Consider the following 24,870-nt stretch of genomic DNA (forward strand, 5'->3'; position numbering starts at 1 on the left):
AGTTGGTTTGTATCCTTCAGAGCATGGCAAAGTCCGAGGAACCAGAGAAGCCGGGGCGCATCAAGCAGCTCCGCATGATCGCGCAGATCATCAAGCAGGCCAACCCCAAGGGGATGCCCCTAGTCTTCCTCTCTGCGGTGGGCACGCTGGCGGTGGTCGTCGTGATCGGCCTGGTCACGGACTACCTGCTCTATTCGGTGTTCATCGGCGTGCTGGCCGCGCTCACGGTCGGTCTGGTGGTCTTCGGGCAGCTCGCCCAGAAGGCCCAATACTCGATCCTGCACGGCCAGACCGGCGCCGCGGCGGCGGTGCTGCAGGGCATGCGCGGCAACTGGCAGGTCACCCCGGCCATCGCGGTCAACCGTGACCAGGACCTCATCCACCTCGTGGTCGGCTTCCCCGGCGTCGTGCTGGTGTCGGAGGGGCCCGGCAACCGGGTGGCGAAGATGCTGGCGGCCGAGAAGAAGCGGGTCGCGCGCGTGGTGCTGGGCATCGAGATCTACGACGTGCAGTGCGGTGACGGCGAGGGGCAGGTGCCGCTCGGCAAGCTGCAGCGCCACCTCATGAAGCTGCCGCGCAACCTGAAGAAGCCCGCGGTCAACGAGGTGAAGGACCGCCTGCGCTCGCTGCCGAAGAACATGCCGATGCCCAAGGGCCCGATGCCCAGGGGTGCCCGCATGCCGCGCGGCCCCAAGATGCGCTAGTGCTGTCGGGTTCGTCGCGGGCCAACCGCTGGTGGTGGGACGGCAACGCCGACGACTACCAGGTCGAGCACGGCGAGTTCCTGGGTGACACGGCGTTCGTCTGGTGCCCCGAGGGCGTGGACGAGGCCGACGCGCACCTCCTCGGCGAGGTGCGCGGCCGGCACGTGCTGGAGATCGGCTGCGGGGCGGCGCAGTGCGGGCGGTGGCTGGTGACGCAGGGGGCGCGGGTGGCCGCGTTCGACATCTCGCACCGGCAGCTGCGCCACGCCCAGCGCATCGACCTCGACACGGGGCTGCACGTGCCCGTGGTGCAGGCCGACGCCGAGTCGCTGCCGTTCGCCGACGACGCCTTCGACCTGGCCTGCTCGGCGTTCGGCGCGCTGCCGTTCGTGGCCGACCCGCTCGCGGTCTTCCGCGAGGTGCGCAGGGTGCTCAGGCCGGGCGGCCGGTTCGTGTTCTCGGTGAGCCACCCGATCCGCTGGGCGTTCCCCGACGATCCGGGGCCGCGCGGGCTGACGTCCGACCGGTCCTACTTCGACCGCTCCCCCTATGAGGAACGGGACGAAAGCGGCACGGTCACGTACGTCGAGCACCACCGCACCCTGGGCGACTGGGTGAGCCTGCTGGTCGCCTCCGGGCTGACCGTCACCGGGCTGCTGGAGCCCGAGTGGCCCGAGGGGCACGAGCGGGTGTGGGGCGGCTGGAGCCCGCTGCGCGGCCGCCACATCCCCGGCACGGCGATCTTCAGCTGCGCGAATACCTAGCGGCCATGGCGTGGAAGACCTCCTTGGGCTCCCAGCGCCGCTCGTCGAGCAGCCGCACCACGCCGTACGAGCCGAGGTCGGCCTCGCCGGTCCGGTTGTAGGTCGCGAACGTGAACCAGAGCGCGGTGTCCACGCCCTCCTGCTCGAAGACGTCCATCAGCTCGGTGAAGTAGCGCACCTGCTCGCCCTCGTCGCGCACGGCGCCGTCGGGCACCACCCACGCCGAGCCGCCGCGCTCCCCCGCGCCGCGGTAGGCGCACGTGCCGAACTCGATCACCGCGACCGGCTTCCCGTGCTTGAACTGGGCGCGCAGCTCGTCCGCGAAGTCGTGGGCGTTGTAGGAGGCGCGGTAGGCGTCCACGCCCGCCACGTCGAACGGGGCCCAGTCGACCGGCTCCCACGGCCCCGAGGCGTAGCTCAGCCTGCCGCCGAACAGCGGCCGCACGGTCCCGGCCACCTTCGCCAGGTAGCCGTTGAAGCGGGGCATGACCTGCATCAGGGACGTCCACCACGCCATGTCGCCGCTCATCATGGCGTCGAGCCGGTCGCGGTAGCCGTCGCCCTCGATGAAGCCCTTGCCGAAGGCGGTGATCTCGCAGCCGGTGACCAGCACGACGTCGGCGCCGTCGCGGCGCAGCCCCTCGGCGCGGCCGGCCGCGTCGGCGAAGACCTCGACCATCTCGTCCTGCGTGAGGTCCACGGGGAACGGGGCGAACCAGATCTCCAGCCCGGCCGCCGCGGCCTCCCTGGCCGCCGCCTCGACGCGCTCGGGGTCGCGGCCGGAGATGCGCACCGACGCGCAGTGCAGGTCCTCCGCGATCGTGCGCATGTCGCGGCGGACGTCCTCGAGGTGGAACGACGTGCGACTCAGGTCGTCGCCCGGAAGAAACCCGACGTCATAGTTGATCCCCTTTTTCATGATTTATCCCCTTTTGATGTGAGCCCGTGCTCCAGGAGGTCGAAGGCCAGCTCCACGTCGCCCGCCAGGCGCCCGCCCGCCTCGTCCAGGGACTCCCCCGCGGCGATGCGCTGGAAGAACGCCTCCTGGACGGTGGTGACGGCGGCGGTGATCTGCGCGGCCATGAGCTGCGCGGTCAGGTCGTCGCCCGGATGAGCCTCCTTGAGCGCCTGCGCCAGCTCGTACCGCTCGCTCATGCGCATCCCGTGCACCGCGCCCATCAGGGCCGGGCTCGAGGAGATCACGCGGACCCTGGCCAGCAGCGACTCCACGTCCATCTCGCCCGCACCCTGGGCGGCCAGCGCCCGGTAGTGCTCGCGCAGCGCGCCAAGGGGCGAGACTCCCTCGAGGCGGCCGGCCACGATCGCGGCCAGGTCGTCCTTGACGCCCTCCGTGACGAGGCAGTCCTTGGCCGGGAAGTAGTTGAAGAGCGTCACCTTGGCGACCCCGGCCGCCTCGGCGATCTCGTTGACGGTCACCGCGTCGTAGCCGCGCTCGTCGAACAGGCGCAGCGCCACCTCGGCGATCCGCCGCCGCGTCTGCTCCTTCTTCCGCTCCCTGAGCCCCATGAGGAAAGCATAAAACGAACCGGGTTCATTTTTAAACCCGGTTCGCCTTTCTCCTCCGGGCAGCTACATGCGCACGACCATGGTGTTGGAGACGCGGTCGTGCACCCCGCGGTGGTCGCGATCCCAGATCAGGGCGGGCACGGCCAGGCAGAGCAGCACGGTGCGCACCAGCACGGGCAGCCAGCGGGGGTTTCCGCCGTCCATCGCGGCCACCCTGATGCCGGCCAGCCGGTGCCCGAAGGTCTGCCCCATGAACCCGACCAGGATCAGGTACTGGACGGCGAAGACGACCGCGGGCGCCCACGGCTGCTCGGCGGGGTTCATCCTGAGCAGCAGCTGCACGACGGCCCACGTGCAGATCATCCAGTCGATGACGAGTGCGGCGATCCTGCGGCCCCAGCCGGCGATCGATCCGCTGCCCTCCTCGGGCAGGCCCAGGCGCTCACCCGGGTAGCCGAGATCGATCCCGGCGGACCTGATCCCGCCCAGCCAGGTCTGCGTCCACCGAGGCCCCTTGCTGCTCATGTCCCCAACGGTATCCGCCCTGAGGGCCGGTCCGCTTCGTGACCCAACCGCGTCGCAAACCGGCCATCATGTACGCCATGCCACACGGGGATGACCTTGATGCGCGCTTCAACGAGCTGGTCGCGCAGATCGACGAGGAGCAACAGCGCAGGATGCGGGCCGCGGCCGCCAAAGGCGCGAAAGAACAGCGGCGTACGGACCGGTTAGAGAGACGCTCGCGCTTATCGGGCCCGTACGAGAGTGAGACGGCCCCGCGGCGGCGGATCGGGCGGGCCTGGATCGCGATGGCCGTGATCACGGGGCTGATCGCGGCCGCGGGCGTGGTCGTGACCTTCCGCCCCGACCTGCTCACCCCCTCGGGCGCGGTGCCTGAGCAGCCGGCGCCCAAGGACGCGGTGATCGCGGCACCGTCGGGCGAGGTCTCGCCGGGTCCGGTGGAGGACCCGGTTGAGGACCGGGCGGACGGCGGCGGGGAGGAGCCGCCGAGCCCGTTCGCCGGATCCCCCGCCGAGAAGTACGCCGACGGGGTGGCCGGGTTCGTGCTGCCGGAGGCGAAGGCGCTGGGCGGGCTGTCGAGGAAGGACGTGGCCAAGGGGCTGAAGCGGACGCGCGAGCTGCTCGCGGCGGCCTTCCTGGACAAGAAGACGCTCATGGGCGGCAAGCCGTCGGCGTTCATCAAGCTGCTGGACCCCGACCTGCGCGAGTGGTTCCTCGACGACCTCAAGAAGAAGAACAAGAAGAAGGACGCCGCGGCCTTCGTCGTCCAGTTCGCCAAGGGCACGGCCGCCTTCTCCACCGATGTGATCAAGGTGCACGGGCGCGTCAAGCTCGGCACGTTCAAGGAGCGGGGCCGGCGGGGCGTCGAGGTGAAGCTGAACCACCTGGTCGTCTACGCCGTGCACCGCCCGGACCGGCCGGAGTCCACCGTCCGGGTCGTCACGCACCCGGTCGGCAGCACGCGGCTGTACCGCGAAGGCGGGCGGCTCGTCGTGTGGCCGGTGAAATGGGGGAACGACAGCACCCCCGCGCGTTGCGACACGCGCGACGGCTTCATCCACCCCGAGTACGACGACACACCCCGCAGCACGGTGGCGCCCACCGGCGCGCCTACGGACCCGTACAAGCTGAGAGAGGACAATCCGAAGGGTTGCTCCACGTCGCTACCCACCTGACCTGCGTAACACGTGCGAAACAATCGAGACACCATACGGAAACGGCCACGTCCTAGCGTCGGCATGATGGCCAGTCCCCAGGGAGGTTCGAGAGTGTTCAACTCCGCCGACGACGTCCTGAAGTTCATCAGTGACGAAGGGGTGCAGTTCGTCGATGTCAGGTTCACCGACCTGCCGGGGACGACGCACCACTTCACCTTCCCGGTAGAAAACTTCAGCGCGAGCGTCTTCACCGACGGGCTCATGTTCGACGGCTCGTCGATCCGAGGCTTTCAGGCGATCCACGAGTCCGACATGCTTCTGCTGCCTGACCCGTCGAGCGCGGTGGTGGACCCGTTCCGCCAGCACAAGACGCTCAACATCAACTTCTTCGTGCACGACCCGCTGACCGGCGAGGCCTACAGCCGCGACCCGCGCAACGTGGCACGCAAGGCGGAGGAGTACCTCAAGGGCACGGGCATCGCCGACACGGTCTACTTCGGCCCCGAGGCCGAGTTCTACATCTTCGACGACGTGCGCTTCGAGACGAAGCAGAACGCCGGCTATTACTACATCGACTCCATCGAGGGCGCCTGGAACACCGGCAAGTCGACCGAGGGCGGCAACCTCGGCTACAAGCCGCGCTACAAGGGCGGCTACTTCCCGGTGCCGCCGATGGACCACTTCACCGACCTGCGCTCCGAGATGGTCCGCAACCTCATCGAGTGCGGCATCGACGTCGAGATGCAGCACCACGAGGTCGGCACGGCGGGCCAGGCGGAGATCGACTTCAAGTTCGGCACGCTGCTCAAGACCGCCGACAACCTGATGCTCTACAAGTACGTGATCAAGAGCACGGCCCTCGAGTACGGCCACACGGTCACGTTCATGCCGAAGCCCATCTTCGGCGACAACGGCTCGGGCATGCACTGCCACCAGTCGCTGTGGAAGGACGGCTCGCCGCTCTTCTACGACGAGGTCGGCTACGCGGGCCTGTCCGACACGGCCCGCTACTACATCGGCGGCCTGCTCAGGCACGCCCCGTCGCTGCTGGCCTTCACCAACCCGACGGTCAACTCCTACCACCGCCTGGTCCCCGGCTACGAGGCCCCGGTCAACCTGGTCTACTCCCAGCGCAACCGCTCGGCCTGCGTCCGCATCCCGATCACGGGCTCCAACCCGAAGGCCAAGCGCATCGAGTTCCGGGTGCCCGACCCGTCGTGCAACCCGTACTTCGCGTTCTCGGCCATGCTGATGGCGGGCCTCGACGGCATCCGCAACAAGATCGAGCCGCCGGAGCCGGTCGACAAGGACCTCTACGAGCTGCCGCCGGAGGAGGCCCGCAACATCCCGCAGGTGCCCGGCTCGCTGCCCGAGGTGCTCAGCGCGCTGGAGGCCGACCACGACTACCTGCTCGAGGGCGGCGTCTTCACGCCTGACCTGATCGAGACGTGGGTCTCGTACAAGCGGGAGAACGAGGTCGACCCGATCCGGCTGCGTCCGCACCCGCACGAGTTCGAGATGTACTACGACGTCTGACCGGACAGAGTCCGAACAGAACGGCCCGGCATCGTGGGTGTGATCGATGCCGGGCCGTTTCCGTGCCGGCGGGGCACTGATGAGGACCCACGCGAGGCGGGACCTTCGCCGCCGACGGCAGGCCGCTCAGGACATCGTTTCCAGTTCGGTACGCCGGTGTCCTGGTTCAGCGGGCTGGTGTGCTCCTGCGTCACCTGGGCGGTGTAGACGGTGATGACCATCGGCGGGGCCTCGGGCCTGGTGGAACCCGAATACGAGCTCTTGTGGAAATCGGCGGGGGCGGCCGGCAGCCTGCGGACCGGCTTCCTGGCTTCCCACAGCAGCGATGAATCCCGCGGTGGTCCCAGGTCTACACGTCACACCGCTCCATCACACTCGAATCGGGAGACATCTTGAAGCTGCTGCTCACCTCCGGGGGCGTCACGAACACGAGCATCCGAGATGCGCTGGTCGACCTGCTGGGCAAGCCGATCGCCGACTCCAGTGCGCTCTGCATCCCTACGGCGGAGTACGGCCACCCCATGTGCACGCCGGCCTCAGCCTGGCGCTTCATCGCCGGGCAGTCCCCGGCACCCATGTGCGACCTGGGCTGGAAGTCGGTGGGCCTCCTCGAGCTCACCGCACTGCCCAGCATCGGCAGAGACCGCTGGGTCCCCTGGGTCCAGGAGGCTGACGTCCTGCTGGTGGACGGCGGCGATGCGACGTACCTGTGCCACTGGATGCGGCAGTCCGGGCTGGCGGATCTGCTGCCGTCGCTGCCCGAGACGGTCTGGGTGGGGGTGAGCGCCGGAAGCATGGTGATGACCCCCCGGATCGGTGACTACTTCGTCGAATGGACGCCGCCCACCGGAAGCGACCGCACCCTCGGGGTCGTCGACTTCTCGATCTTCCCGCACCTGGGACACGAGCTCATGCCGGGCAACACCATGGCCGCGGCCGAGAAATGGGCCGCCGACATCGCGGGTCCGGCGTACGCCATCGACGACCGGACGGCCATCAAGGTGACCGACGGCACCGTCGAGGTCGTCTCCGAGGGGCACTGGAGGTTCATGTCCTCCTAGCCACCGCCGCCAACCGCGAGTGAGCGAGGCGCCCTCTCATGCCGCAGCTCGCGTGCGCTGCGGCCCTCCGGTCATGCCACCGGCTGTGCCCCCGCGCGTTCAGCGGTCGGCGCGGCCGTGGCGGTAACCGATCCGGTATTCGATCCCCTGCCGGTGGAGCTGCCAGGCGACGGTGACCGCGACGGCGGCTCCCACGGTGAGCAGCTGGACCGGTTCGAGGCGGTTGCTTTCGTGCCACGCCGCCGGCATCCAGGGGATCGCCGCCACGTAGACGATGTTGGCGAGCCACAGGATCGCTGCGGCGATGGGGAGGATGTGACGCATTGGGCCCCCCTTTGTACGGCGCGGAAGGGTTTCCGCTACTCATAGCATCGCCTGAATAATCATCGAAATACATTCAGGCGAAGATCGCGCCAGGTAAAAGAACTCGGCGCAGCGAGCTGAATACTCAGAGTAGTCGTACGATTACCGCGCAACATGGCGAATATCGCTTTCGGGGCTATTCCGACTCCTCTACTTCAATGCGGACAAGCTCCTTGAAGCGCCTGCCGGCTTCGGCCGCCTCGGCCTCGGCCTGCTCCCGCAGCCGCCGGACGCGCTCACGCTCCGAATCCCTGAACCGCTCCAGGATCGCCCGCCGCCGCGCCGGAAGCCTCGCCAGCAACTCGTCGACCTCCGGGTCCTCGGCGAGAGAGGGAAGCGCGCCACCCGCGCCACCCGGCACCAGACCGGCCAGCCGCAGCGCCTCGTCGCGGTCGATGTCGAGCGTGGCCGCCAGCGCGAACACCGTGTCCGGCTGCGGTTTCGCCGCCCGCATCCGGTGGATGGTGGCACGGTCGACACCCGACTGCTCCGCCAGCTTCACCTGGGTCCAGCCGCGCCTGATCCGCTCGTGATTGACGCGTTCGTAGAAGGGCTGCGCGGGGCCCGCCCGCCTGTCGTCATCGCCCATGTTGCAAGTTGTAGCACATTGTGGCGTCCCGTGGCTTTCGCCGCCCACATGATCTTTTTTTTGCGTCCACTGGTGCTGCTCATTGCTGTATTGATGTTGCATCTTGTAGCGTCCGGGGCACGGATGCAACATCTCGCTACACCGGGGAGGTGGCATGACCCCCATGACCGAAAAGACCCTGCCGCCGGGCCTGACCCACCTTCGTCACCGGAGGTCCCGATGGATCTCACTGCGGTGACAGTCGCCGTCATCGGCGCGCTGGCCAGCATCGCCGCGGCCGTCGTCGCCGCCGTCGCCACCGCCAGGAGCGCCGGCAGGAACGCCGAGACCGCCGAGCGCACCGCGCTGCACCAGGTCGAAGCCGACGCCTACAAGCGGGCCCGGGAGACGTACGAGGGCGCCATGGCCCGCATGGAGAGCGAACTGGAGCGGCAGGCACGTGAGCTGGACGTGCTGCACAGGCAGATGGCCCGCGGGACCCGCCGGCGACGCGCCGCCGGCCTGGTCCGGTGGGCCATGAGGAAACCGTCCGAAGGACGAAGCGGCTAGAACTCGAAACGGGGAGCGGACGGGGTCAGGATCGCTGTCTTCGCGGCGCCGGCCCAGACGGCGGCCAGCTCGTCCGCGACGGTGGCCGTCAGGCGTTCGACGTCCGCGCCGGCCGTGTCGTGCAGCGCCTCCGCGACAATCAGGACGTCGGTGGTCGTGTCGCGGACGGCCGAGTGGCCGCTCTGGCGGTTGGTCCAGCGGCGGGCGTGCGCCCTGCCCTCCGCGTCGGCGAAGACGACCTCACCGGGCGGCGGGTGCTCCGTCTCGCCGGAGAAGGTCAGGTATGTCTCGTCGCCCGCCGCGTACCTGACCTCCACGTACTGCGAGATCTTGGAGAGGTCGAACACCGCCACCGGGACGGCGTACGCGATGGAGACCGCGTTGCAGAGGTCGATCAGCGGATGCAGGCGCGGCAGCGCGCCCTCCTTCCTGAAGCGCCGCAGCAACGACTCCGACGCGCAGCGGTACTGAGTCGGCTTGAGGCCCATCTTCGAGAACGTCCGCCGCCACGCCTGGATCTCCGGCAGCTCGCCCTCCGAGGAGGTCGCGAGCCGCTTGGCGGCGAGCTCGGCGAACCGGGCGACCCGGTCGTCCACGGAGACGTCCGCCGTGATGCCCGTCGCGACGAGCACCCCGGGGACGAGCTCGGGGAAGTCACGCCAGATGTCACTCGAATGCTGGAACCGCACGGTCACCTCATTGTCCTGAGCACAGGCCGATCACGATACCCGCATCGGGCCCGGGGAGGCGGGCGGAGCGGCGGTGCGGGCGCGGCGGGCGGCCAGGCCGTAGCAGGCGCAGGTCAGCGCGGTCAGGACGGCCGCCGTCGGCAGGGGGTGGCTCACGACGCCCATGATCGCCACGCCGAGGGTGGCGCCGACCTGACGGAAGGCGTTCAGGACGCCGCCCGCCGTGCCGGCCGTGCCCGGTGGCGCGCTGTTCACCATGCCCGCCATCAGCGCGGGCAGCACGAACGACAGCCCGAACCCCATCACCACCAGCCACGGCGCCGCCGCGTCCGTCAGGGCGAGCCCCGTCAGGCCGGCCGCGAGCAGGGCGAGGCCGCCCAGGATCGGTGGGCGGGGGCCGTAGCGGGCCACCAGGCGGCCGGTGAGGAGCGGGTTCACGGTCATGGGCAGGGTCAGCGGGAGGAAGGCCAGCCCGGCGGCCAGCGGGGCCAGGTGGCGGGTGTCCTGCAGGAGAAGGGTGAGGACGAACAGGGCGCCCGCGAAGGCGAAGTTGGCCACCGTGCCCGCCAGCAGCTCGGGCCAGGTGGCGGCGAGCAGGCCGCCCGGCAGCGCCGGCGCCTTGCTGCGGCGCTCCGCGAGCACCACCGCCGCCAGAGCGAGCACCGCCAGGATGCCCGCCACCATCGAGGCGTCGATCAGCGCCTCCGCCACCAGGCCCAGGAACGCGCAGGCCAGGACCTGCACCCGCCAGTCGATCAGGCGGTGGCCGCGCGGCGAGCGGACCCGGCGCATGATCAGCAGGCTGATCAGCGCGATGGGTGGGTTGATCAGGAACACGGCGCGCCAGCCCGACAGGTCCACGAGGAGGCCGCCGAGCAGCGGGCCGGCGGCGAGCGCGGTGCCGGTGATGGCGGCCCACAGGCCGGTGGCGCGGGCGCGGGCGGCCGGGTCGGGGAAGAGCTGGGGCAGCAGGCCCAGCGAGCCGCCCGTGCAGAGCGCCCCGGCCAGGCCGAGCAGGGCACGCAGCGCGACCAGCACGCCCAGGTGCGGCGCCGCCGCACTCAGCAGCGAGATCACGCCGAACGCCGCCACGCCGGCCTTGAAGATCCGGGCCGCGCCGTACCGGTCGGCCACCGCTCCCCCGGTGAGCAGCGCGGCGGCGAAGGCGACCGTGTACGCGTTCACCGCCCACTGCTGCCCGGCCAGCGAACCGCCCAGGTCGGCCCGCAGGTCGGGCAGCGCGATCGTCAGCACGGTCGTGTCGAGGATCACGAGGAAGTAAGCGAGGGAGAATCCGAACATCATGCCCCTCAGCGTGCTGAACCGCCGCACCCGCGCTCAACAGGCGTGGACTGAGGGGGCGTTCGGAAAAACCGTATGCTGCTTTCTATGGACTTGCGCCAGTTGCGGGGTTTCGTCGCGGTGGCCGGGGCGGGCACCGTCACCGAAGCGGCGAACAACCTCGGCCTCGCCCCCGCGTCCGTGTCCGAGCAGGTGCGCCGGCTCGAGCAGAGCCTCGGGGTGACCCTGTTCGAGCGCACGCGCCAGGGGATGCGCCTGACCGAGCCGGGCGCCACGCTGCTGGCGCGGGCGCAGGAGCTGCTCGACCACGCCGACGAGGTCCGCCGCGCCGTCACCGGGCAGCGCCGCCGGGTACGGATCGGCGCGCTGGAGATGCTGGCCGCGGCCCGGCTGCCCGCCGTGATCCGCCGCCTGTCGGAACGCTGCCCCGACCTCGACGTGGACGTGCGTACCCTGACCCGGGGGCCGCTGCTGGCCGGGGTGACGAGCGGCAAGCTCGACGCTGTCCTGCTGCTGGACATGGGCATGTGGGTCGGCGGGCTCGGCTTCACCGTGCCCTCGGACCCGGCTGCGGACGCCGCCGGCCCCGGGGCCGGGGCCGCGCCGGCACCCGACCTGGACTTCCTGGACGTGGGCGAGGTCAGGCTGGCACTGGTCGCCGCGCCGGACGGCGACCGGGAGCCGCTGCTGGTCAGCACCACCGGCTGCTCGATCCGGCTGGCGGCCGACCGGGCGTTCGGCCCGGAGGTGCCGCGCAGGGAGCTGACCGGCATCGCGACCGCTCGCGAGTGGGCCAGGCAGGGGCTCGGCAGCGCGCTGCTGCCGGACTTCGCGCTGGAGCCCGACCTGGCCTCGGGCGCGCTGGTGGAGCTCGACTTCGACGCGCCGACGCTGGCGCTGCGGCTGGTCTGGCTACGCGGCCGCGAGGCCGCCCTGCGCGACGTCCTCTACGCCATGAGCGCCTAGGGACGCTTGAGGTGGTAGACCACGTGCGGGTAGAGGGGGCTGTCCGGGGCCAGCCGCGTGTGGTTGAAGTCGGCCAGACGGGTCATCCCGAGGCGCTTCATCACGGCCTGGGAGCGGGTGTTCCGCTTGGCCGTCATGGAGATGATCTCGTCCAGCCCGGCCTCGTCGAACGCGTACCTGACGGCCTCCCTGGCCGCCTCGGTGGCGTACCCGTGCCCCCAGGCCGGGCGCGCCAGCCGCCACCCCACCTCCCACGCGGGCAGGAACGGCTGGTCGAACGTCTGCCAGATCAGGCCGGTGAAGCCGATGAACGACCCGCTCTCGCGCACCTCAAGGGCCCACAGCCCGTAGCCGTGCCGGTCGAACTCCTCCTCGATCCGGTCAACGAAGTGGTCGCTCTCCGCGCGGGTGAGCAGGGCCGGGAAGTGCTCCATCACCTCGGGATCGGCGTTCATGGCGGCGAAGGGCTCCCGGTCCTCGTCGCGCCACCTGCGCATGATCAATCGCTGGGTTGTCCGCATCCGAGCCACGATAATGCGGGACCGGCCATTCGGGGACTCACCGCCGGGACTTGATGCCGGTGACGCGCCGGAGCACGTCCCACCAGAACGGCGCCCCGAACAGCAGCGCCACGTACGTCAGCAGGAAGCCGGGCCAGTGGCTCGGCGTGGTGACCCGGTCCCACCACAGGGCGCCGTTCCACCGGACGGACGGGTCGCCCTGCTCCGGGATCGACACGCTGACCAGCGCCTGGCCGAGCATCTTGACCAGCGCGGGCTCGCTGAGCGTCTCGGTGACGCACGGCATCGGGTCGCCGCCCGTGCAGCGCGCCTTGAGCTCGTTGTACGCCTCCGGCCCCGACTCGGCGACGGCCGTCACCGAGGCCCTGAAGGCGTTGTCGCGCAGCAGCGTCTTGGCGTACTCCAGCCCGTCCATGCTGAACACCAGCGTCACGAGCAGGCCGAGCACGGCGACGACCCACTTGACGTAGCGCTTGTAGAGCATGGAGAGCCGCTGCATCTCCCCGTCGAACCAGGTCTCCACGCCCTGCCTGAACCGGTCGAGGTCGCGCTGCGCCGTCTCCCACACACCCTTGAGGTGGCCGTACAGGGGGCTGCGCATCTCCTTGAGCTTCGCCAGGAGCCCCTCGACGCCGTCCGGCTCGACCGCGGCCAGCTCCATCAGCGCCACCGCGAAGCGTCCCGGCGGGATGTTCGCGATGCTGGTCCGGCCGCTCTTCGGGTGGTCGATCTCCTGGACGCGCTCGTAGAGCAGGTTGACCATGACGTCCTCGGCCGTGCTCTCCTGCGCCGGCACCACGCCCGGCTCGGCGGGCGCGGGCTGGTCGCTGTGCTTGGGACGCGGGTCGCGGGCGAAGGGCAGCGCCGCGAAGACGTCACGCACCTTGGCCGGCAACCATGACCTGCCCTGCTTGTCGGAGCCGTCCATGGTGTCCCTGAGGTAGGCCCACAGGAACTTGCTGCGGATGGCGAGCAGCCGCACGAACGCCTCGTTCAGGCCGCTCACCAGCAGCGACAGCAGCAGGAACGACACCACCAGGCCGAGGGCCAGATCCACGTAAACGGATAACACCGCGCCTTGATACACCCGTTGGAAGGCTCGATCAAGCCCCGTAGAAGACTCGGTCCACCACCTGGCGTGCGCGGCGCGTCACGCGGCGGTAGTCGTCCAGGAAGTCCTCCGAGCCGTCCGGCGGGTAGCCGAGCGTCTGGGCGATCAGCTTGCGCTCCCCCGAGTCGCGCGGGACGCTGTCGCCGGCGCGCCCCTTCACCAGCATGATCGCGTCGCGGATGCGGGAGGCGAAGCGCCACGCCTCGGCGAGCACGGCCTCGTCGGCGGGCGCGAGCAGGCCCTCCCCCACGGCCGCGCGCAGGGCCTCGAGCGTGCGGGTGGTGCGCAGCGACGGCAGCGTGCCCGCGTAACGGAGCTGCAGCAGCTGGGCCACCCACTCCACGTCGGACAGCCCGCCCGGTCCCAGCTTGGTGTGCAGGGCCGGGTCGGCGCCGCGCGGCAGGCGCTCGGCCTCCATGCGGGCCTTGAGCCGCCTGATCTCCCTGACCGCGTCGTCGTGCAGCCCGCCCTGCGGGTAACGCAGCTCGTCGATCATCGAGGTGAACCGCTCCCCCAGCTCCCGGTCGCCCGCCGAGAACCTGGCCCGCAGCAGCGCCTGCGACTCCCACGGCGACGACCAGCGCGCGTAGTAGGCGCGGTAGGAGGCCAGCGTCCGCACCAGCGGGCCCTGCCGCCCCTCGGGACGCAGATCGAGGTCGACGGTCAGCGGCGGGTCGGGGGCGGGCAGCGACAGCAGCCGGCGTACCTCGTTGGCCACGGCGAACGCCGCGTCCGTGGCCTCGCGCTCCGCCACCCCGGGCAGCGGCGAGTGGACGAACATGACGTCGGCGTCGCTGGCGTAGGAGCACTCCATGCCGCCGAGCCGGCCCATGGCGATGACGGCGAACCTCGTGACGTCCGGGACCTTGGCCAGGGCGGCGTCGAGCGCGGCCTGCAGGGTCACGTCGGTCAGGGCCGACAGGGCGCCCCCGACCGTCTCGATGTCGATGAGCCCGAAGATGTCGGCCACGGCCGTACGGAACAGCTCTTTCCTGCGCAGCGCCCGCACGGAGGCCACGGCGCTCTCGGGGTCGCCCGCGTGCCTGCTGACTGCCGCGGCGGCCTCGCCCAGCAGCGACTCCCTGGAGCGCACGGCGAGCTCCTTGTCCGAGCCCAGCATCGCGACCGCCTCGGGCGCGTGCAGGATCAGGCCGGTCGCGTAGCGGCCGGCGCCGAGCACGCGCGCCATCCTGGACGCCACCGCCGTCTCGTCGCGCAGCAGCCGCAAATACCACGGCGTGCTGCCCAGCTTGTCGCTCACCTGCCGGAACCCGAGCAGCGCCCCGTCGGGGTCGGGCGTGTCGGCGAACCAGCCGAGCATCACGGGCAGCAGCGTGCGCTGGATCGCGGCCCGCCTGGACACGCCGGCGGCGAGGGCGGTGATGTGGCGCAGCGCGCCGGCGGGATCGACGTAGCCGAGCGCCTCCAGCCTGGCCTGCGCCGCCGTGGCCGACAGCCGCGCCTCCGACTCCTGCAGCCGCGACACGGCCTGCAGCAGCGGCCGGTAGAACAGCTTCTCGTGCAGCCGCCGCGCCTCCCTGGCATGCCGCCGCCACCGCGCCGTGAACTCTCCCACCGGATCGGGCTGCATCCCGAGCGCCCGGCCGAGCCTGCGCAGGTCGGCCTCGTCGGTGGGCACGATGTGAGTGCGCCGCAGCCGGTGCAGCTGCAGCAGGTGCTCCACCTGGCGCAGGAACGAGTACGCCTCCGCGAGCCCGCGCGAGTCGTCACGGCCGACGTAGCCGCCCCTGGAGAGCGCGGCCAGCGCGGGCAGGGTGGCCCTGCGGCGCAGCAGGGGGTCGAGCCTGCCGTGGACGAGCTGGAGCAGCTGCACCGCGAACTCGATGTCGCGCAGCCCGCCCGGCCCCAGCTTCAGCTGGCGGTCCCCTTCGGCGCGCACGTGCGCCTCGACCCGCCGGCGCATGGCCTGCACGTCCTCGACGAAGTGCTCGCGGGTGGCCGCCGACCACACCAGGTCGTTGACCGCCTCCACGTAGGCGGCGCCCAGCTCCATGTCGCCCGCGACCGGGCGGGCCTTGAGCAGCGCCTGGAACTCCCACGTCTTGGCCCAGCGCCGGTAGTAGGCCAGATGGCTGCCGAGCGTGCGCACCAGCGGGCCCGACCTGCCCTCGGGCCGCAGGCCCGCGTCCACCTCCCACAGCGAGCCCTCGGACGTGGTGTCGGCGCAGGCCCGCATCATGGCCTGGGCCAGCCGGGTCGCCGTACGCAGCGCCTTGGTCTCGTCGGCCCCCTCCCGCGGCTCGGCCACGAAGATCACGTCCACGTCGCTGATGTAGTTGAGCTCCCTGGCGCCGCACTTGCCCATGCCGATGACCGCCAGGCGTACCTCGCTGTCGTCGATCTCGGCCCGCGCGATGGCGAGCGCGGCCTCCAGCGCGGCGCCCGCGAGGTCGGACAGCTCGGCCATGACCTCCGCCGGCGTGGCCTGCCCCGTGAGGTCGCGCGCGGCTAGATGCATCAGCCTGCCGCGGTAGGCCACGCGGAGCGCGTTCAGCGGGTCGGTGGCGGTGGCGGTGGCGGCGGCGGCCCCCGCGCTCCCGCCGTCTGCGGCGCTCCCGCCGTCTGCGGCGCTCCCGCCGTCGGGCGCCTCCCCCGGGTCGGCGCCGACCGCCCTCAGCAACTCGGTCCGCGGGTCGCCCAGGTGTGGCTCGGCGAGGAGCGCGACCTGGGCGGGGTGGCGCACGAGGTGCTCGCCGAGGGCGGCGCTGACGCCGAGCACGGCCAGCAGGCGCGCACGCAGGTGCTCGTCGCCGCGGACGGTGTCGAGCACGGCGGGCTCGCGCTCGGCCAGCCGGGTCAGCGAGACCAGCGCCTGGTCCGGGTCGGCCACGTCCACCAGGAACTCCAGGAGATCGTCCACGTCGACTCCCGCCTGACGGACGAGCTGGGCGGCCCTGGCGCCATCGGCGAACCCGAGCTTGGCGAGCCTCGCGGCGGTGGATTCGATCCTGGGCACCCCTCCATCTTGGCAGCCCGTTCCGGCGTACCATAGGGAACGCAACGTTGCGTTGCGTTTCTCTGGGAGGTGATGTCCATGGTTCCCTCAACCGTCACGTGGGGGCTGCTGGCGGCGTGGGCGGTGCACGACGCCGAGGAGCTGGCGACCATGGCGGGCTGGGCGCGCAAGGCCCGGGAGCGGTGGCCCTGGGTACCGGAGGTGTCGCAGCGGCACGTGAGCGTGGCCATCGGGCTCATGGGCGGGGTGATGGCGGGGGCCTCGGCGCTGGGAGCGCGTACGGGCGGGCGGGCCCCGGTCTTCCAGGCCGCGCTGCTGGGGTTCGGCGCTCATGGGGTGGCGCACCTGGCGCAGGCGGCGGTGGCGCGGAGGTACACGCCCGGGGTGGTGACCGCGCCCGTGGTGGTCATCCCGTTCTCGGTGTGGGCGTGGCGGCGGCTGCGAGCCGAGGGGGTGCCGGTGCGGGCGGGGGCGTCCGGCTGGACGGGGGTGGCGGCGTTCCCGCTGGTCGTGGGTGGCGTCCACGTCCTGGCCCGCGCGCTCACCCGGCCCCGTGCGCACGGGACGGACACCCGGCCCCGTGCGCACGGGACGGACACCCAGCCCCGTGCGAACGGGACGGACACCCAGCCCCGTGCGAACGGGACGGACACCCAGCCCCCGGCGCGCCCGGCGCTCCGGAGGCCGGGGTTCAGGCGCGACCGCTGGTTCTGATGACCTCGGCGAACGCCTCCGCCACCGGCCGCCAGGTGGCGACGAGCGCGCTCTCGGCGGCCTTGACCTCGGCGTTCAGCTCCTCGGCCGCGTCCAGGCCGGACCCGGAGGTCCAGGAGGTGAAGATCTCCGGCGTGGCCTCGGGATGGAACTGGATCGCCCACGCGGCGGCGCCGAGCCGGTACGCCTGGTTCGGATACTGAGCCCCGGTCATGAGCGGCACGGCACCGTCGGGCAGCCGGGTCATGGCGTCCTGGTGATACTGGACGGCCACGGCCGTGCCGATCCCCGCCAGCAGCCGGTCGTCCGCCGCCGCGGGCAGCGCGACCACCTCGCGGGCGCCCACCTCGAGCCCGTTCGCGCCCCGTTCGACCGTGCCGCCGCAGGCCAGGGTGAGCAGCTGCGCCCCCAGGCAGATGGCCAGCGTGGGCGTGCTCTCGTCGACGGCCCGGCGCAGCAGGTCGCGGGTGGCGGGCTGCCAGGGGCTCCGCTCGTCCTCCCAGGCCGCCGCCGCCCCGCCGAGCACGATCAGCCCGTCCGCCGGGCGCGCGGGAATCTCCTCACCCAGGTACGGCCGTACGACGTCGCAGGCCGGCCCCAGCCATTCGCCGAGGTACCCGAGGCCCGCCTCGGCCTCGTGCTCGATCACGGTGATACGCATATGAGGGAATTTATCCGCCACGCGGGCGGCGATCACCTGAGGGCCATGCATATCGTGGCGGGACGTTTGTCCCTAAGCTCCGACTATGGGATTCGAGTTCGACGACGTCGCCGGTCAGCGCATCGCGACGTTCGGAACGGGACCGCGCACGATCATCGCGGTCCACGGGATCACGGCCTCGCTCATGGCGTGGGGCGCGGTGGGGCGGCGGCTGCCGGAGGGATGGCGCCTGGTCGCGATGGACCTGCGCGGTCGCGGGCACAGCGCCTCGCTGCCCGGCCCGTACGGGCTCCCGAGGCACGCCGAGGACGTCCTGCGCGTCGCCGACCACGTCGGGGCGGGTCCGGACGCGGTGCTGACCGGGCACTCGATGGGCGCGTACGTAGCCGCCCTGGCCGCCGCCGAACGGGACTTCGCCCGGGTGGTGCTGGTGGACGGCGGCCTCCCGCTGCCGCCGCTGCCCGAGGACGCGGATGTCGACCAGGTCATGGAGGCCACGCTCGGACCGGCGATCGCCCGGCTGCGCCAGACGTTCCCCACCGCCGACGCGTACGTCGACTTCTTCAAGGCGCATCCGGCCTTCGCCGGGCACTGGAACGCCGACGTGGAGGCGTACGTCCGCTACGACCTGACGGGCCCCGAGGGAGCGCTGCGCTCACGGGCGGTGGAGAAGGCGGTGCTGCAGGACGGGCGGTGGCTGCGGCTGGAGCCGGAGGCCATCGCGGCCGCCCTCGGATCCGTCCGGGCACCGCTCACCCTGCTCAGGGCGCCCCGCGGACTGCTCGACCAGAACGCCGGCTTCCTCCCCGACGATCTGGCCCTGCCCTGGGCCGCCCGCCTGCCGGGACTGCGGGACGAGGTGATCCCGGACTGCAACCACTACACGATCCTGTTCGACGACCGCTGCGCGTCGGCCGTCGTCAACCGCCTCACCGCTCCGGCCTGATCGTCACTACCGGTCGCGGCGGCTCCCCGCCCCGTTACCGAACATGTACGCGAACCGACGGGTGGATTAACGATCTCCGCCACCTCTTCCGCCTGTTGATCATGCCTTTTACGATCACGCCGCAACGATGGTCAACCCTCTGCCAGAGGCGCGCGAATCGGAGATCGAAGAGTGGCATTAAACCGCGCCCGCGTCCGCCGGACGACCCCGGCGGACCGGGCCATCGCGGCCGTGCTGTCCGTGACACTGGCCGTAACCGTCGCGGACATCCCCCCCGCGTACGCAGACACCCCCTCACCCCAGCCTGCACCGGCGGCCGCCCCGCCCGACCCCTCCACCGCTCCGGCCGGGCCCAGCGCGCCCGACGAGAGCTCGGCCAGGCTCACCGCCCGGCTCACGGGCAAGCGGGTCGAGATCGAATCGGCCCGTACCGAGACCTCCTCCACCTACGCCAATCCCGACGGCTCCCTCACCGAGGAGATGTTCGCCGGGCCGGTCAGGGTGCGCGACGGCGCCGGGTGGAAGCCCGTCGATCTCGCGCTCACGGCGGCCGGCGACGGCACGGTGACGCCCACGGCGCACGGCCGGGGGCTGCGCATCGGCGGGCCCGCGAGCGGCGCCAGGCAGGCCGCGGCCGCCGGGACCGACCTGATCAGCGTGGCCGCCGGGGACTCCCGCGTGACCCTGCGCTGGCCGGGCGCGCTCCCGTCGCCGCAGGTGTCGGGCCAGACCGTCACCTACCCCAGCGTGCTGCCCGGCGCCGACCTGTCGGTCACCGCGACCAGGACGGGCGCCGAGCAGTTCCTGCTGCTCAAGCAGCGGCCCGCCGCCCCGCTGTCCTACCGGCTCCGGCTGGACGCCCCCGGGCTCAAGGCCCGCCAGGCCAAGGACGGCGGCGTCGAACTGGTGGGCAAGGGCGGCAAGGTCGCCGCGACCGTGCCCGCCCCCGTGATGTGGGACGCGCGGGTGGACCAGTCCTCCGGCGAGCACACCCATCGCGCGCCGGTGAAGATGGAGGTGTCGGGCAAGGACCTCGTGCTCACGCCCGACCCGGCCTTCCTGAACGACCCCGCCACCGCCTACCCGGTCACCGTCGACCCGTCGCTCAACGTGGGCGGGACGTTCGACACGTTCGTCCAGCAGGGCTACAACACCGACAATTCCGCCTCCGAAGAGCTCAAGCTCGGCAACAACGGCAGCGGGCAGATCGCCAAGTCGTTCATCACCTGGAACACCTCCGGCCTGGCCGGGCGGAAGATCCTCTCCGCCACGCTCAACCTGTGGAACTTCCACTCCTGGTCGTGCACGGCCAAGGACTGGGAGGTGTGGTCCGCCGACCAGGCCTCCACCTCCAGCCGCTACCCGGGCCCCGCCATGGCGGCCAGGTACGCCACCTCCAGCCAGACCAAGGGCTACGGCTCCGCCTGCGCCGACGGCTGGGTCACCGCCAACGTCACGTCGCTGGCCCAGTACTGGGCGGACAAGGGCTGGGCCAAGTCCGGCATGGGGCTGCGCGCCTCGGACGAGTCCGACAAGTACGGATGGAAGCGGTTCAACTCCGGCAACGCGGCCTCGCACCCGCCGTACATCGCGGTGACGTACAACTCCTACCCGACCACGCCGGTGTCCGTCTGGACCAGCCCGAACAGCGAGGTGAACGGCGTCCTCGCCACCAACTCGGTGACGCCGCGGCTGTACGCCCACGTCGGCGACGCCGACGGCGGCAACGTGCGCGGCAAGTTCGAGGTCTACGACGGCAGCACCGCGGTCGTCACCGGCCTGTACGGCGGTTACGTGGCCTCCGGCGGCTTCTCGAATGCCGCGATGCCGGCCGGCAAGCTGGTCAACGGCCGCACCTACACGCTCAAGGCCTGGACCAACGACGGCTCGCTGGACTCCAAGCAGTCGCTGTCGCGGCAGTTCACCGTCGACACCACGCCGCCGCCCCTGCCCAAGCTGACCAGCGGCTCCCACCCGGACTCCGGATGGCACGGCGACGCCGGCGAGCCGGCCTCGTTCACCGCAACGCCGGCCGACTCCGACGTCGTCAAGATCGCCTACCGGCTCGACGACGGTGACACGGCCACGGCGGCCACGAGCGGCGCGGCCGTCACGTTCTCGGTGACCCCGCAGGCCGCGGGGCCGCACACGCTGACGGCGTACGCGCTGGACCGGGCGGGCAACGCCTCGGAGGCGGTGACGTACCGCTTCAACGTCGGGGCGGGCGCGCTGTCCGCGCCGGCCGACGGCACGCGTACGGCCCGCCGCGCCGAACTGGCGGCGACCGGGCGCGGCGAGTACGACCGGGTGACCTTCCAGTGGCGGCGCGCGTCGACCGACGGCTGGGCCGACATCCCCGTCGCCCAGGTGCTCGGCGCCGACGGCAAGCCGCTGACGGCCTGGCCGGTCGCGGCGAAGGTGGCCGACGGCACCGCGACGGTGTCGGGACTGACCTGGAACCTGGTCGACCAGCTCGGCGGCGACGGCGCCGTCCAGGTCCGCGCCGTGTTCGCCAACGCCTCGGACTCGGCGAGCACGCCGGCCGCCGACGTGGTCGCGGACCGGCAGGCGTCGGGGGCCGAGACGCAGAACGTGGGTCCGGGCAACGTCAACCTGCTGACCGGCGACTTCCGGGTGGAGGAGAGCGAGGCCGAGCTCTTCGGCCTGGCGCTGTCGAGGACGATCTCCTCGCGCGACCCCAAGGCCGGCACCAGGATCGCTTCCCAGGCCTCTCCGTTCGGCCCCCAATGGTCGGCCGGCGGCGTGTCGGACGTCGCCGACTCCGAGTACGCGGCGCTGCGCGAGACCTCCGCCAGTTCGGTCGAGGTCACGCTGGTGGACGGGACGCCCATCCAGTTCACCAAGACGAGCGGCGGCTGGAAGCCGGAGGAGGGCGCCGAGGACCTGACGCTCACCGGCTCCTACACGCTCAAGGACGCCGACGGCGTGGTCACCACGTTCGCCAAGCCCGCGGGCGCGACGGCGTACCTGCCGGCCACGACGACCCCGCCCGGCGCGAACAACATCACCCGCTACGTCTACGAGGCCGCGAGCGGCGCCCAGCGGCTCAAGGCGGTCATCGCGCCCACCAGCGCGGTGTCCGACACGGGCGCGGACTGCGCGCTGCCCTCGCCCAAGCCCGGCTGCCGCGTGCTGGAGCTCGTCTATGCCACGCAGACCGGCGGCGGCGACTACGCGGGCCGGGTCAAGCAGGTGCTGTTCCACGACTCCGGCACCCCCGTGGCCGTCGCGCAGTACGCCTACGACAGCGCCGGCCGCCTGGCCCAGTCGTGGGACCCGCGCGTCTCACCGGCGCTCAAGACGGCGTACGGCTACGACACCGGCGGCCGCCTCACCTCGCTCACGCCGCCGGGACAGCTCCCGTGGACGTTCGCCTACGACGCCGACGGCAGGCTGACCAGCGCGGTCCGGCAGGCGCTCAAGCCGGGCACGGCCGACCAGGTGGAGGGCGAGAACCGCACCTCCATCGTCTACAACGTGCCGCTGACCAAGGCCGCCGGTGGACCGGCCGACCTGCTGCCGCAGCACACCGCGGCGTGGGGGCAGCACGACAACCCCACCGACGCCACCGCCGTCTTCCCCGGCGACCAGATCCCCGACGGCCGCTCCTGGACCAGGGCCACCGTCACCTACCTCGACGCCAACGGGCGGCAGGTCAACCAGCTCACGCCGGGCGGTCACCTGTCGGCCACCGAGCACGACAAGTTCGGCAACGTCGTGCGCGAGCTGTCGGCGGGCAACCGCGAGCTGGCGCTCGGCACCTCGCCGCGCCTGGCCGAGCTCGGCATCTCCGGGCTGCCCACGGCCGAACGGGCTGAGCTGCTGTCCAAGCGTTCGACGTACAACGACGACGGCACCCGGGAGCTGGAGACCCTCGGCCCGCTGCACGTCGTGTCGGTGGGCGGCGAGGACGCGGTGGCCAGGGAGCACACCGTCAGCACCTACGACCAGGGGCGTCCCGGCGACGCGCCCACCAAGGACCTGGTGACCAGGACCGAGGTGAGCGCACGCCTGCTCAGCGGCGAGGACAAGGACACGCGGGCGACCGCCACCGAGTACGACTGGGCGCTCGGCAAGCCGCTCAAGACCGTCAAGGACCCCGGCGGGCTGAACCTGGTGACGGCCACGTCGTACGACGGCGACGGCAACCTCGTCAAGACCGTGCTGCCCAAGGGCAACGACGCGGCCACCACGATCACCACGTACTACACCGCCTCCGGCAGCGCGCCGTGCGGCGGCAAGCCGGCGTGGGCGGGACTGGTGTGCCGGACGGCGCCCGCCGGGAAGATCACCGGAGGCGGCGACAACCCCGACGAACTGCCCACCGCCATCACCACCTACGACCGCTACGGCAACCCGCTGACGGTCTCCGAGACCGCCAACGGCGTCACCCGCGTCACCAACACCGCCTACGACCCGGCGGGACGGCAGATCCGCCAGTGGGTCACCGGCGGCACGGGCGAGGCGCTGGGCGCCGTGGCCACGGTGTACGCGCCCGACTCGGGCGAGGTGGCCGAGCAGCAGCGCCTGGACGCCGCGGGCAACGTCACCGAGCGGGTCGTCATGGCCTACGACCGGCTCGGCCGGCGGATGTCGTACACCGACGCCGACGGCGGGGTGACCAGGACCGAGTACGACCTGCTCGACCGGACCACCAAGGTGTCGGACTCCGTGCCGTCCAGCGTCACCTACGGCTATGACATCGCGGCCGAGCCGCGTGGCCTGGCGGTGACGATGACGGACTCGGTGGCGGGCACGTTCACCGCGCGTTACGACGCCGACGGGGAGTTCGCCTCCGGCGACCTGCCCGAGGGCCTGCACGTGAGCGTGACCGAGGACGAGACCGGATCGGACGTCTCGCGCGTCTACACCAAGGACGGGCTGGACCAGCCCGTGCTGAGCGAGCAGGTGATCGAGTCGGTGCACGGCCAGTGGGCCGTGGACGCGCGCGGCGACGCCGGGTACGAGCGGGCCTACGGCTACGACAAGGCCGGCCGCCTGACCTCGGCCAGGGAGTCGGCGGCCGGCGTGTGCACGCTGCGCCGCTACGCGTTCGACGACAACTCCAACCGGACCCGCCTGGCCACCCAGTCCCAGCCGGACACGTGCCCGGAGGCCGACGACGCCGCGGCGGCGATCACCTCCTACGCCTACGACTCCGGCGACCGGCTGGTGGGCGACGGCTACCGCTACGACGCGCTCGGCCGTACGACCGCCCTGCCGGGCGGGACGACGTTCGACTACCACGTCAACGACCTGGCCCGCCGGCAGACCGTGGGCGGCCAGACGATGACCTGGGCGCTGGACCCGGCCGACCGGTTCAGGTCCACCGCCACCGCGGCGGGCACCGTCGTGAACCACTACGGCTCCGACGGCGACTCGCCGCGCTGGAGCACTGAGCCCGGCGGCAAGGTGCTCAGGAACGTCTCCGGCTTCGACGGCGACCTGGCGGCCATCACCGGCGCGAGCGGTGACATCCGCCTGCAACTGACCACGCTGCACGGCGACGTCGGCACCGAGTACACGCTCGGCACCGCGACCGCCACCGTCGTGGACGCCGACGAGTACGGGGTGGCGCGCGGCCCGGCCCGCAGGTACGGCTGGCTCGGCGGCAAGCAGCGCGCCGCCGACACCCTGGACGGCACGATGCTCATGGGCGTGCGGCTCTACAACCCGTCGCTGGGCCGGTTCCTGCAGCTGGACCCGGTTCCGGGCGGCAGCGCCAACGCTTACGAGTACTGCTCGGGCGACCCGGTCAACTGCACCGACCTGGACGGCAAGTGGGGCTGCGGCTGGTGCCGCAAGCTCCGCCACAAGGCCAGGCACGTCTGGCGGCGGGCCAAGGTCCACTACCGGGCCTTCCGGTACGGCTGGAACACCGGCCGGGGCTGGGGCGGCTTCGTCCACCGGTGGGCGAGCAGCGGCCGGCGCTGGGTCAGCCGGGGCTCCTTCATCGTCGGCGTGGCCTTCGGCACCTACGGCTGTCTCCGCAAGCGCACCTTGAGAGGGTGTGCCAACGCGTACTGGCAGAACAGCGCGATCGGCGGCCTGTCCGGTGCGCTGTACGGCATCGGCCGCGGCAGCTGGCGGTGGCGCCACTGGTGGCGCCGCACACACCGGTGGTGACGCGCATGAGTGAATGAGAACGGCCCCTGAGCTGCTTGTCAGCTGCTCAGGGGCCGTTTCGCGT

The 24,870-nt window shown here is 71.7% G+C and carries 21 protein-coding genes; 10 read left to right on the top strand and 11 right to left on the bottom strand.

Annotation, left to right across the window (positions count from 1 at the left end; translation table 11 throughout):
* The first annotated feature begins 23 nt into the window (after window positions 1-23).
* Both AB0H84_RS06685 and AB0H84_RS06690 read left to right on the top strand, forming a co-directional pair.
* On the top strand, window positions 24-704 hold the full coding sequence (locus tag AB0H84_RS06685; protein WP_357599138.1) for a DUF4191 domain-containing protein: 681 nt from the start codon (window positions 24-26) through the stop codon (window positions 702-704).
* Entirely contained in the window at window positions 704-1,468 is a 765-nt protein-coding gene (locus tag AB0H84_RS06690) for a methyltransferase domain-containing protein (protein WP_357599141.1), read from the top strand. The genes AB0H84_RS06685 and AB0H84_RS06690 overlap by 1 nt, the downstream gene beginning before the upstream one ends.
* Here the strand turns inward: AB0H84_RS06690 and AB0H84_RS06695 are convergent.
* The 3 genes from AB0H84_RS06695 to AB0H84_RS06705 form a co-directional block, all read right to left on the bottom strand.
* The gene (locus AB0H84_RS06695; RefSeq protein WP_357599145.1) at window positions 1,449-2,387 is read right to left on the bottom strand and encodes a hypothetical protein; all 939 of its coding nucleotides are present in this window, start codon (window positions 2,385-2,387) and stop codon (window positions 1,449-1,451) included. The two genes, AB0H84_RS06690 and AB0H84_RS06695, sit on opposite strands and share 20 nt — an antisense overlap.
* Window positions 2,384-2,995: a helix-turn-helix domain-containing protein gene (locus AB0H84_RS06700; RefSeq protein WP_357599148.1), complete on the bottom strand. Its 612-nt coding sequence runs from the start codon at window positions 2,993-2,995 to the stop codon at window positions 2,384-2,386. The genes AB0H84_RS06695 and AB0H84_RS06700 overlap by 4 nt, the downstream gene beginning before the upstream one ends.
* A gap of 63 nt (window positions 2,996-3,058) precedes the next feature.
* Entirely contained in the window at window positions 3,059-3,520 is a 462-nt protein-coding gene (locus tag AB0H84_RS06705) for an RDD family protein (RefSeq protein WP_357599150.1), read from the bottom strand.
* Between the two features lie 77 nt (window positions 3,521-3,597).
* Here AB0H84_RS06705 and AB0H84_RS06710 point away from each other — a divergent pair, with 77 nt between their 5' ends.
* From AB0H84_RS06710 to AB0H84_RS06720, 3 genes are all read left to right on the top strand, one after another.
* Complete coding sequence (locus AB0H84_RS06710; RefSeq protein ID WP_357599152.1) at window positions 3,598-4,692, top strand: hypothetical protein; 1,095 nt, start codon at window positions 3,598-3,600, stop codon at window positions 4,690-4,692.
* Between the two features lie 93 nt (window positions 4,693-4,785).
* Window positions 4,786-6,210: a type I glutamate--ammonia ligase gene (glnA, locus tag AB0H84_RS06715; protein WP_344985436.1), complete on the top strand. Its 1,425-nt coding sequence runs from the start codon at window positions 4,786-4,788 to the stop codon at window positions 6,208-6,210.
* Between the two features lie 392 nt (window positions 6,211-6,602).
* Entirely contained in the window at window positions 6,603-7,271 is a 669-nt protein-coding gene (locus tag AB0H84_RS06720; RefSeq protein WP_357599154.1) for a Type 1 glutamine amidotransferase-like domain-containing protein, read from the top strand.
* A 99-nt stretch (window positions 7,272-7,370) separates the two neighbouring features.
* Here the strand turns inward: AB0H84_RS06720 and AB0H84_RS06725 are convergent, their stop codons facing one another.
* Complete coding sequence (locus tag AB0H84_RS06725; protein WP_357599157.1) at window positions 7,371-7,595, bottom strand: hypothetical protein; 225 nt, start codon at window positions 7,593-7,595, stop codon at window positions 7,371-7,373.
* A gap of 175 nt (window positions 7,596-7,770) precedes the next feature.
* The gene (locus AB0H84_RS06730) at window positions 7,771-8,223 is read right to left on the bottom strand and encodes a helix-turn-helix transcriptional regulator (protein ID WP_357599160.1); all 453 of its coding nucleotides are present in this window, start codon (window positions 8,221-8,223) and stop codon (window positions 7,771-7,773) included.
* Between the two features lie 219 nt (window positions 8,224-8,442).
* Between AB0H84_RS06730 and AB0H84_RS06735 the strand changes: the two genes are divergently transcribed.
* Window positions 8,443-8,772 carry a hypothetical protein gene (locus tag AB0H84_RS06735; protein WP_357599163.1) on the top strand — a complete coding sequence of 110 codons (330 nt, stop codon included), beginning with the start codon at window positions 8,443-8,445 and terminating at the stop codon, window positions 8,770-8,772.
* Here the strand turns inward: AB0H84_RS06735 and AB0H84_RS06740 are convergent.
* Window positions 8,769-9,461: a phenylalanine--tRNA ligase beta subunit-related protein gene (locus tag AB0H84_RS06740; RefSeq protein WP_357599166.1), complete on the bottom strand. Its 693-nt coding sequence runs from the start codon at window positions 9,459-9,461 to the stop codon at window positions 8,769-8,771. The genes AB0H84_RS06735 and AB0H84_RS06740 overlap by 4 nt on opposite strands.
* A gap of 30 nt (window positions 9,462-9,491) precedes the next feature.
* The gene (locus AB0H84_RS06745; protein ID WP_357599168.1) at window positions 9,492-10,766 is read right to left on the bottom strand and encodes an MFS transporter; all 1,275 of its coding nucleotides are present in this window, start codon (window positions 10,764-10,766) and stop codon (window positions 9,492-9,494) included.
* Between the two features lie 84 nt (window positions 10,767-10,850).
* Here AB0H84_RS06745 and AB0H84_RS06750 point away from each other — a divergent pair, with 84 nt between their 5' ends.
* Window positions 10,851-11,729 carry a LysR family transcriptional regulator gene (locus AB0H84_RS06750; RefSeq protein ID WP_357599171.1) on the top strand — a complete coding sequence of 293 codons (879 nt, stop codon included), beginning with the start codon at window positions 10,851-10,853 and terminating at the stop codon, window positions 11,727-11,729.
* On the opposite strand, the gene AB0H84_RS06755 is transcribed toward AB0H84_RS06750, so the two are convergent.
* The 3 genes from AB0H84_RS06755 to AB0H84_RS06765 are packed head-to-tail and all read right to left on the bottom strand — an operon-like array spanning window position 11,726 to window position 16,338.
* Window positions 11,726-12,250, bottom strand: a complete 525-nt coding sequence (locus AB0H84_RS06755; protein ID WP_357599174.1) for a GNAT family N-acetyltransferase — start codon at window positions 12,248-12,250, stop codon at window positions 11,726-11,728. The two genes, AB0H84_RS06750 and AB0H84_RS06755, sit on opposite strands and share 4 nt — an antisense overlap.
* A 37-nt stretch (window positions 12,251-12,287) precedes the next feature.
* Window positions 12,288-13,322, bottom strand: a complete 1,035-nt coding sequence (locus AB0H84_RS06760; RefSeq protein ID WP_357599177.1) for a hypothetical protein — start codon at window positions 13,320-13,322, stop codon at window positions 12,288-12,290.
* Between the two features lie 31 nt (window positions 13,323-13,353).
* Complete coding sequence (locus AB0H84_RS06765) at window positions 13,354-16,338, bottom strand: bifunctional [glutamine synthetase] adenylyltransferase/[glutamine synthetase]-adenylyl-L-tyrosine phosphorylase (RefSeq protein WP_357599180.1); 2,985 nt, start codon at window positions 16,336-16,338, stop codon at window positions 13,354-13,356.
* A 78-nt stretch (window positions 16,339-16,416) separates the two neighbouring features.
* Here AB0H84_RS06765 and AB0H84_RS06770 point away from each other — a divergent pair, with 78 nt between their 5' ends.
* Complete coding sequence (locus AB0H84_RS06770; protein ID WP_357599182.1) at window positions 16,417-17,052, top strand: HXXEE domain-containing protein; 636 nt, start codon at window positions 16,417-16,419, stop codon at window positions 17,050-17,052.
* Here AB0H84_RS06770 and AB0H84_RS06775 read toward each other — a convergent pair.
* Entirely contained in the window at window positions 17,030-17,713 is a 684-nt protein-coding gene (locus tag AB0H84_RS06775; protein WP_357599185.1) for a type 1 glutamine amidotransferase, read from the bottom strand. The two genes, AB0H84_RS06770 and AB0H84_RS06775, sit on opposite strands and share 23 nt — an antisense overlap.
* A gap of 85 nt (window positions 17,714-17,798) precedes the next feature.
* Here AB0H84_RS06775 and AB0H84_RS06780 point away from each other — a divergent pair, with 85 nt between their 5' ends.
* Together AB0H84_RS06780 and AB0H84_RS06785 are read left to right on the top strand one after the other, a co-directional pair.
* A complete protein-coding gene (locus tag AB0H84_RS06780; RefSeq protein ID WP_357599188.1) occupies window positions 17,799-18,659 on the top strand; it encodes an alpha/beta hydrolase in 861 nt (286 codons plus the stop codon).
* 171 nt (window positions 18,660-18,830) lie between these two features.
* Entirely contained in the window at window positions 18,831-24,806 is a 5,976-nt protein-coding gene (locus AB0H84_RS06785) for a DNRLRE domain-containing protein (protein WP_357599191.1), read from the top strand.
* Window positions 24,807-24,870: the final 64 nt, after the last annotated feature.

Origin of the sequence: Nonomuraea sp. NPDC050786 (assembly GCF_040654115.1) — a bacterium.
Lineage (GTDB): Bacteria > Actinomycetota > Actinomycetes > Streptosporangiales > Streptosporangiaceae > Nonomuraea.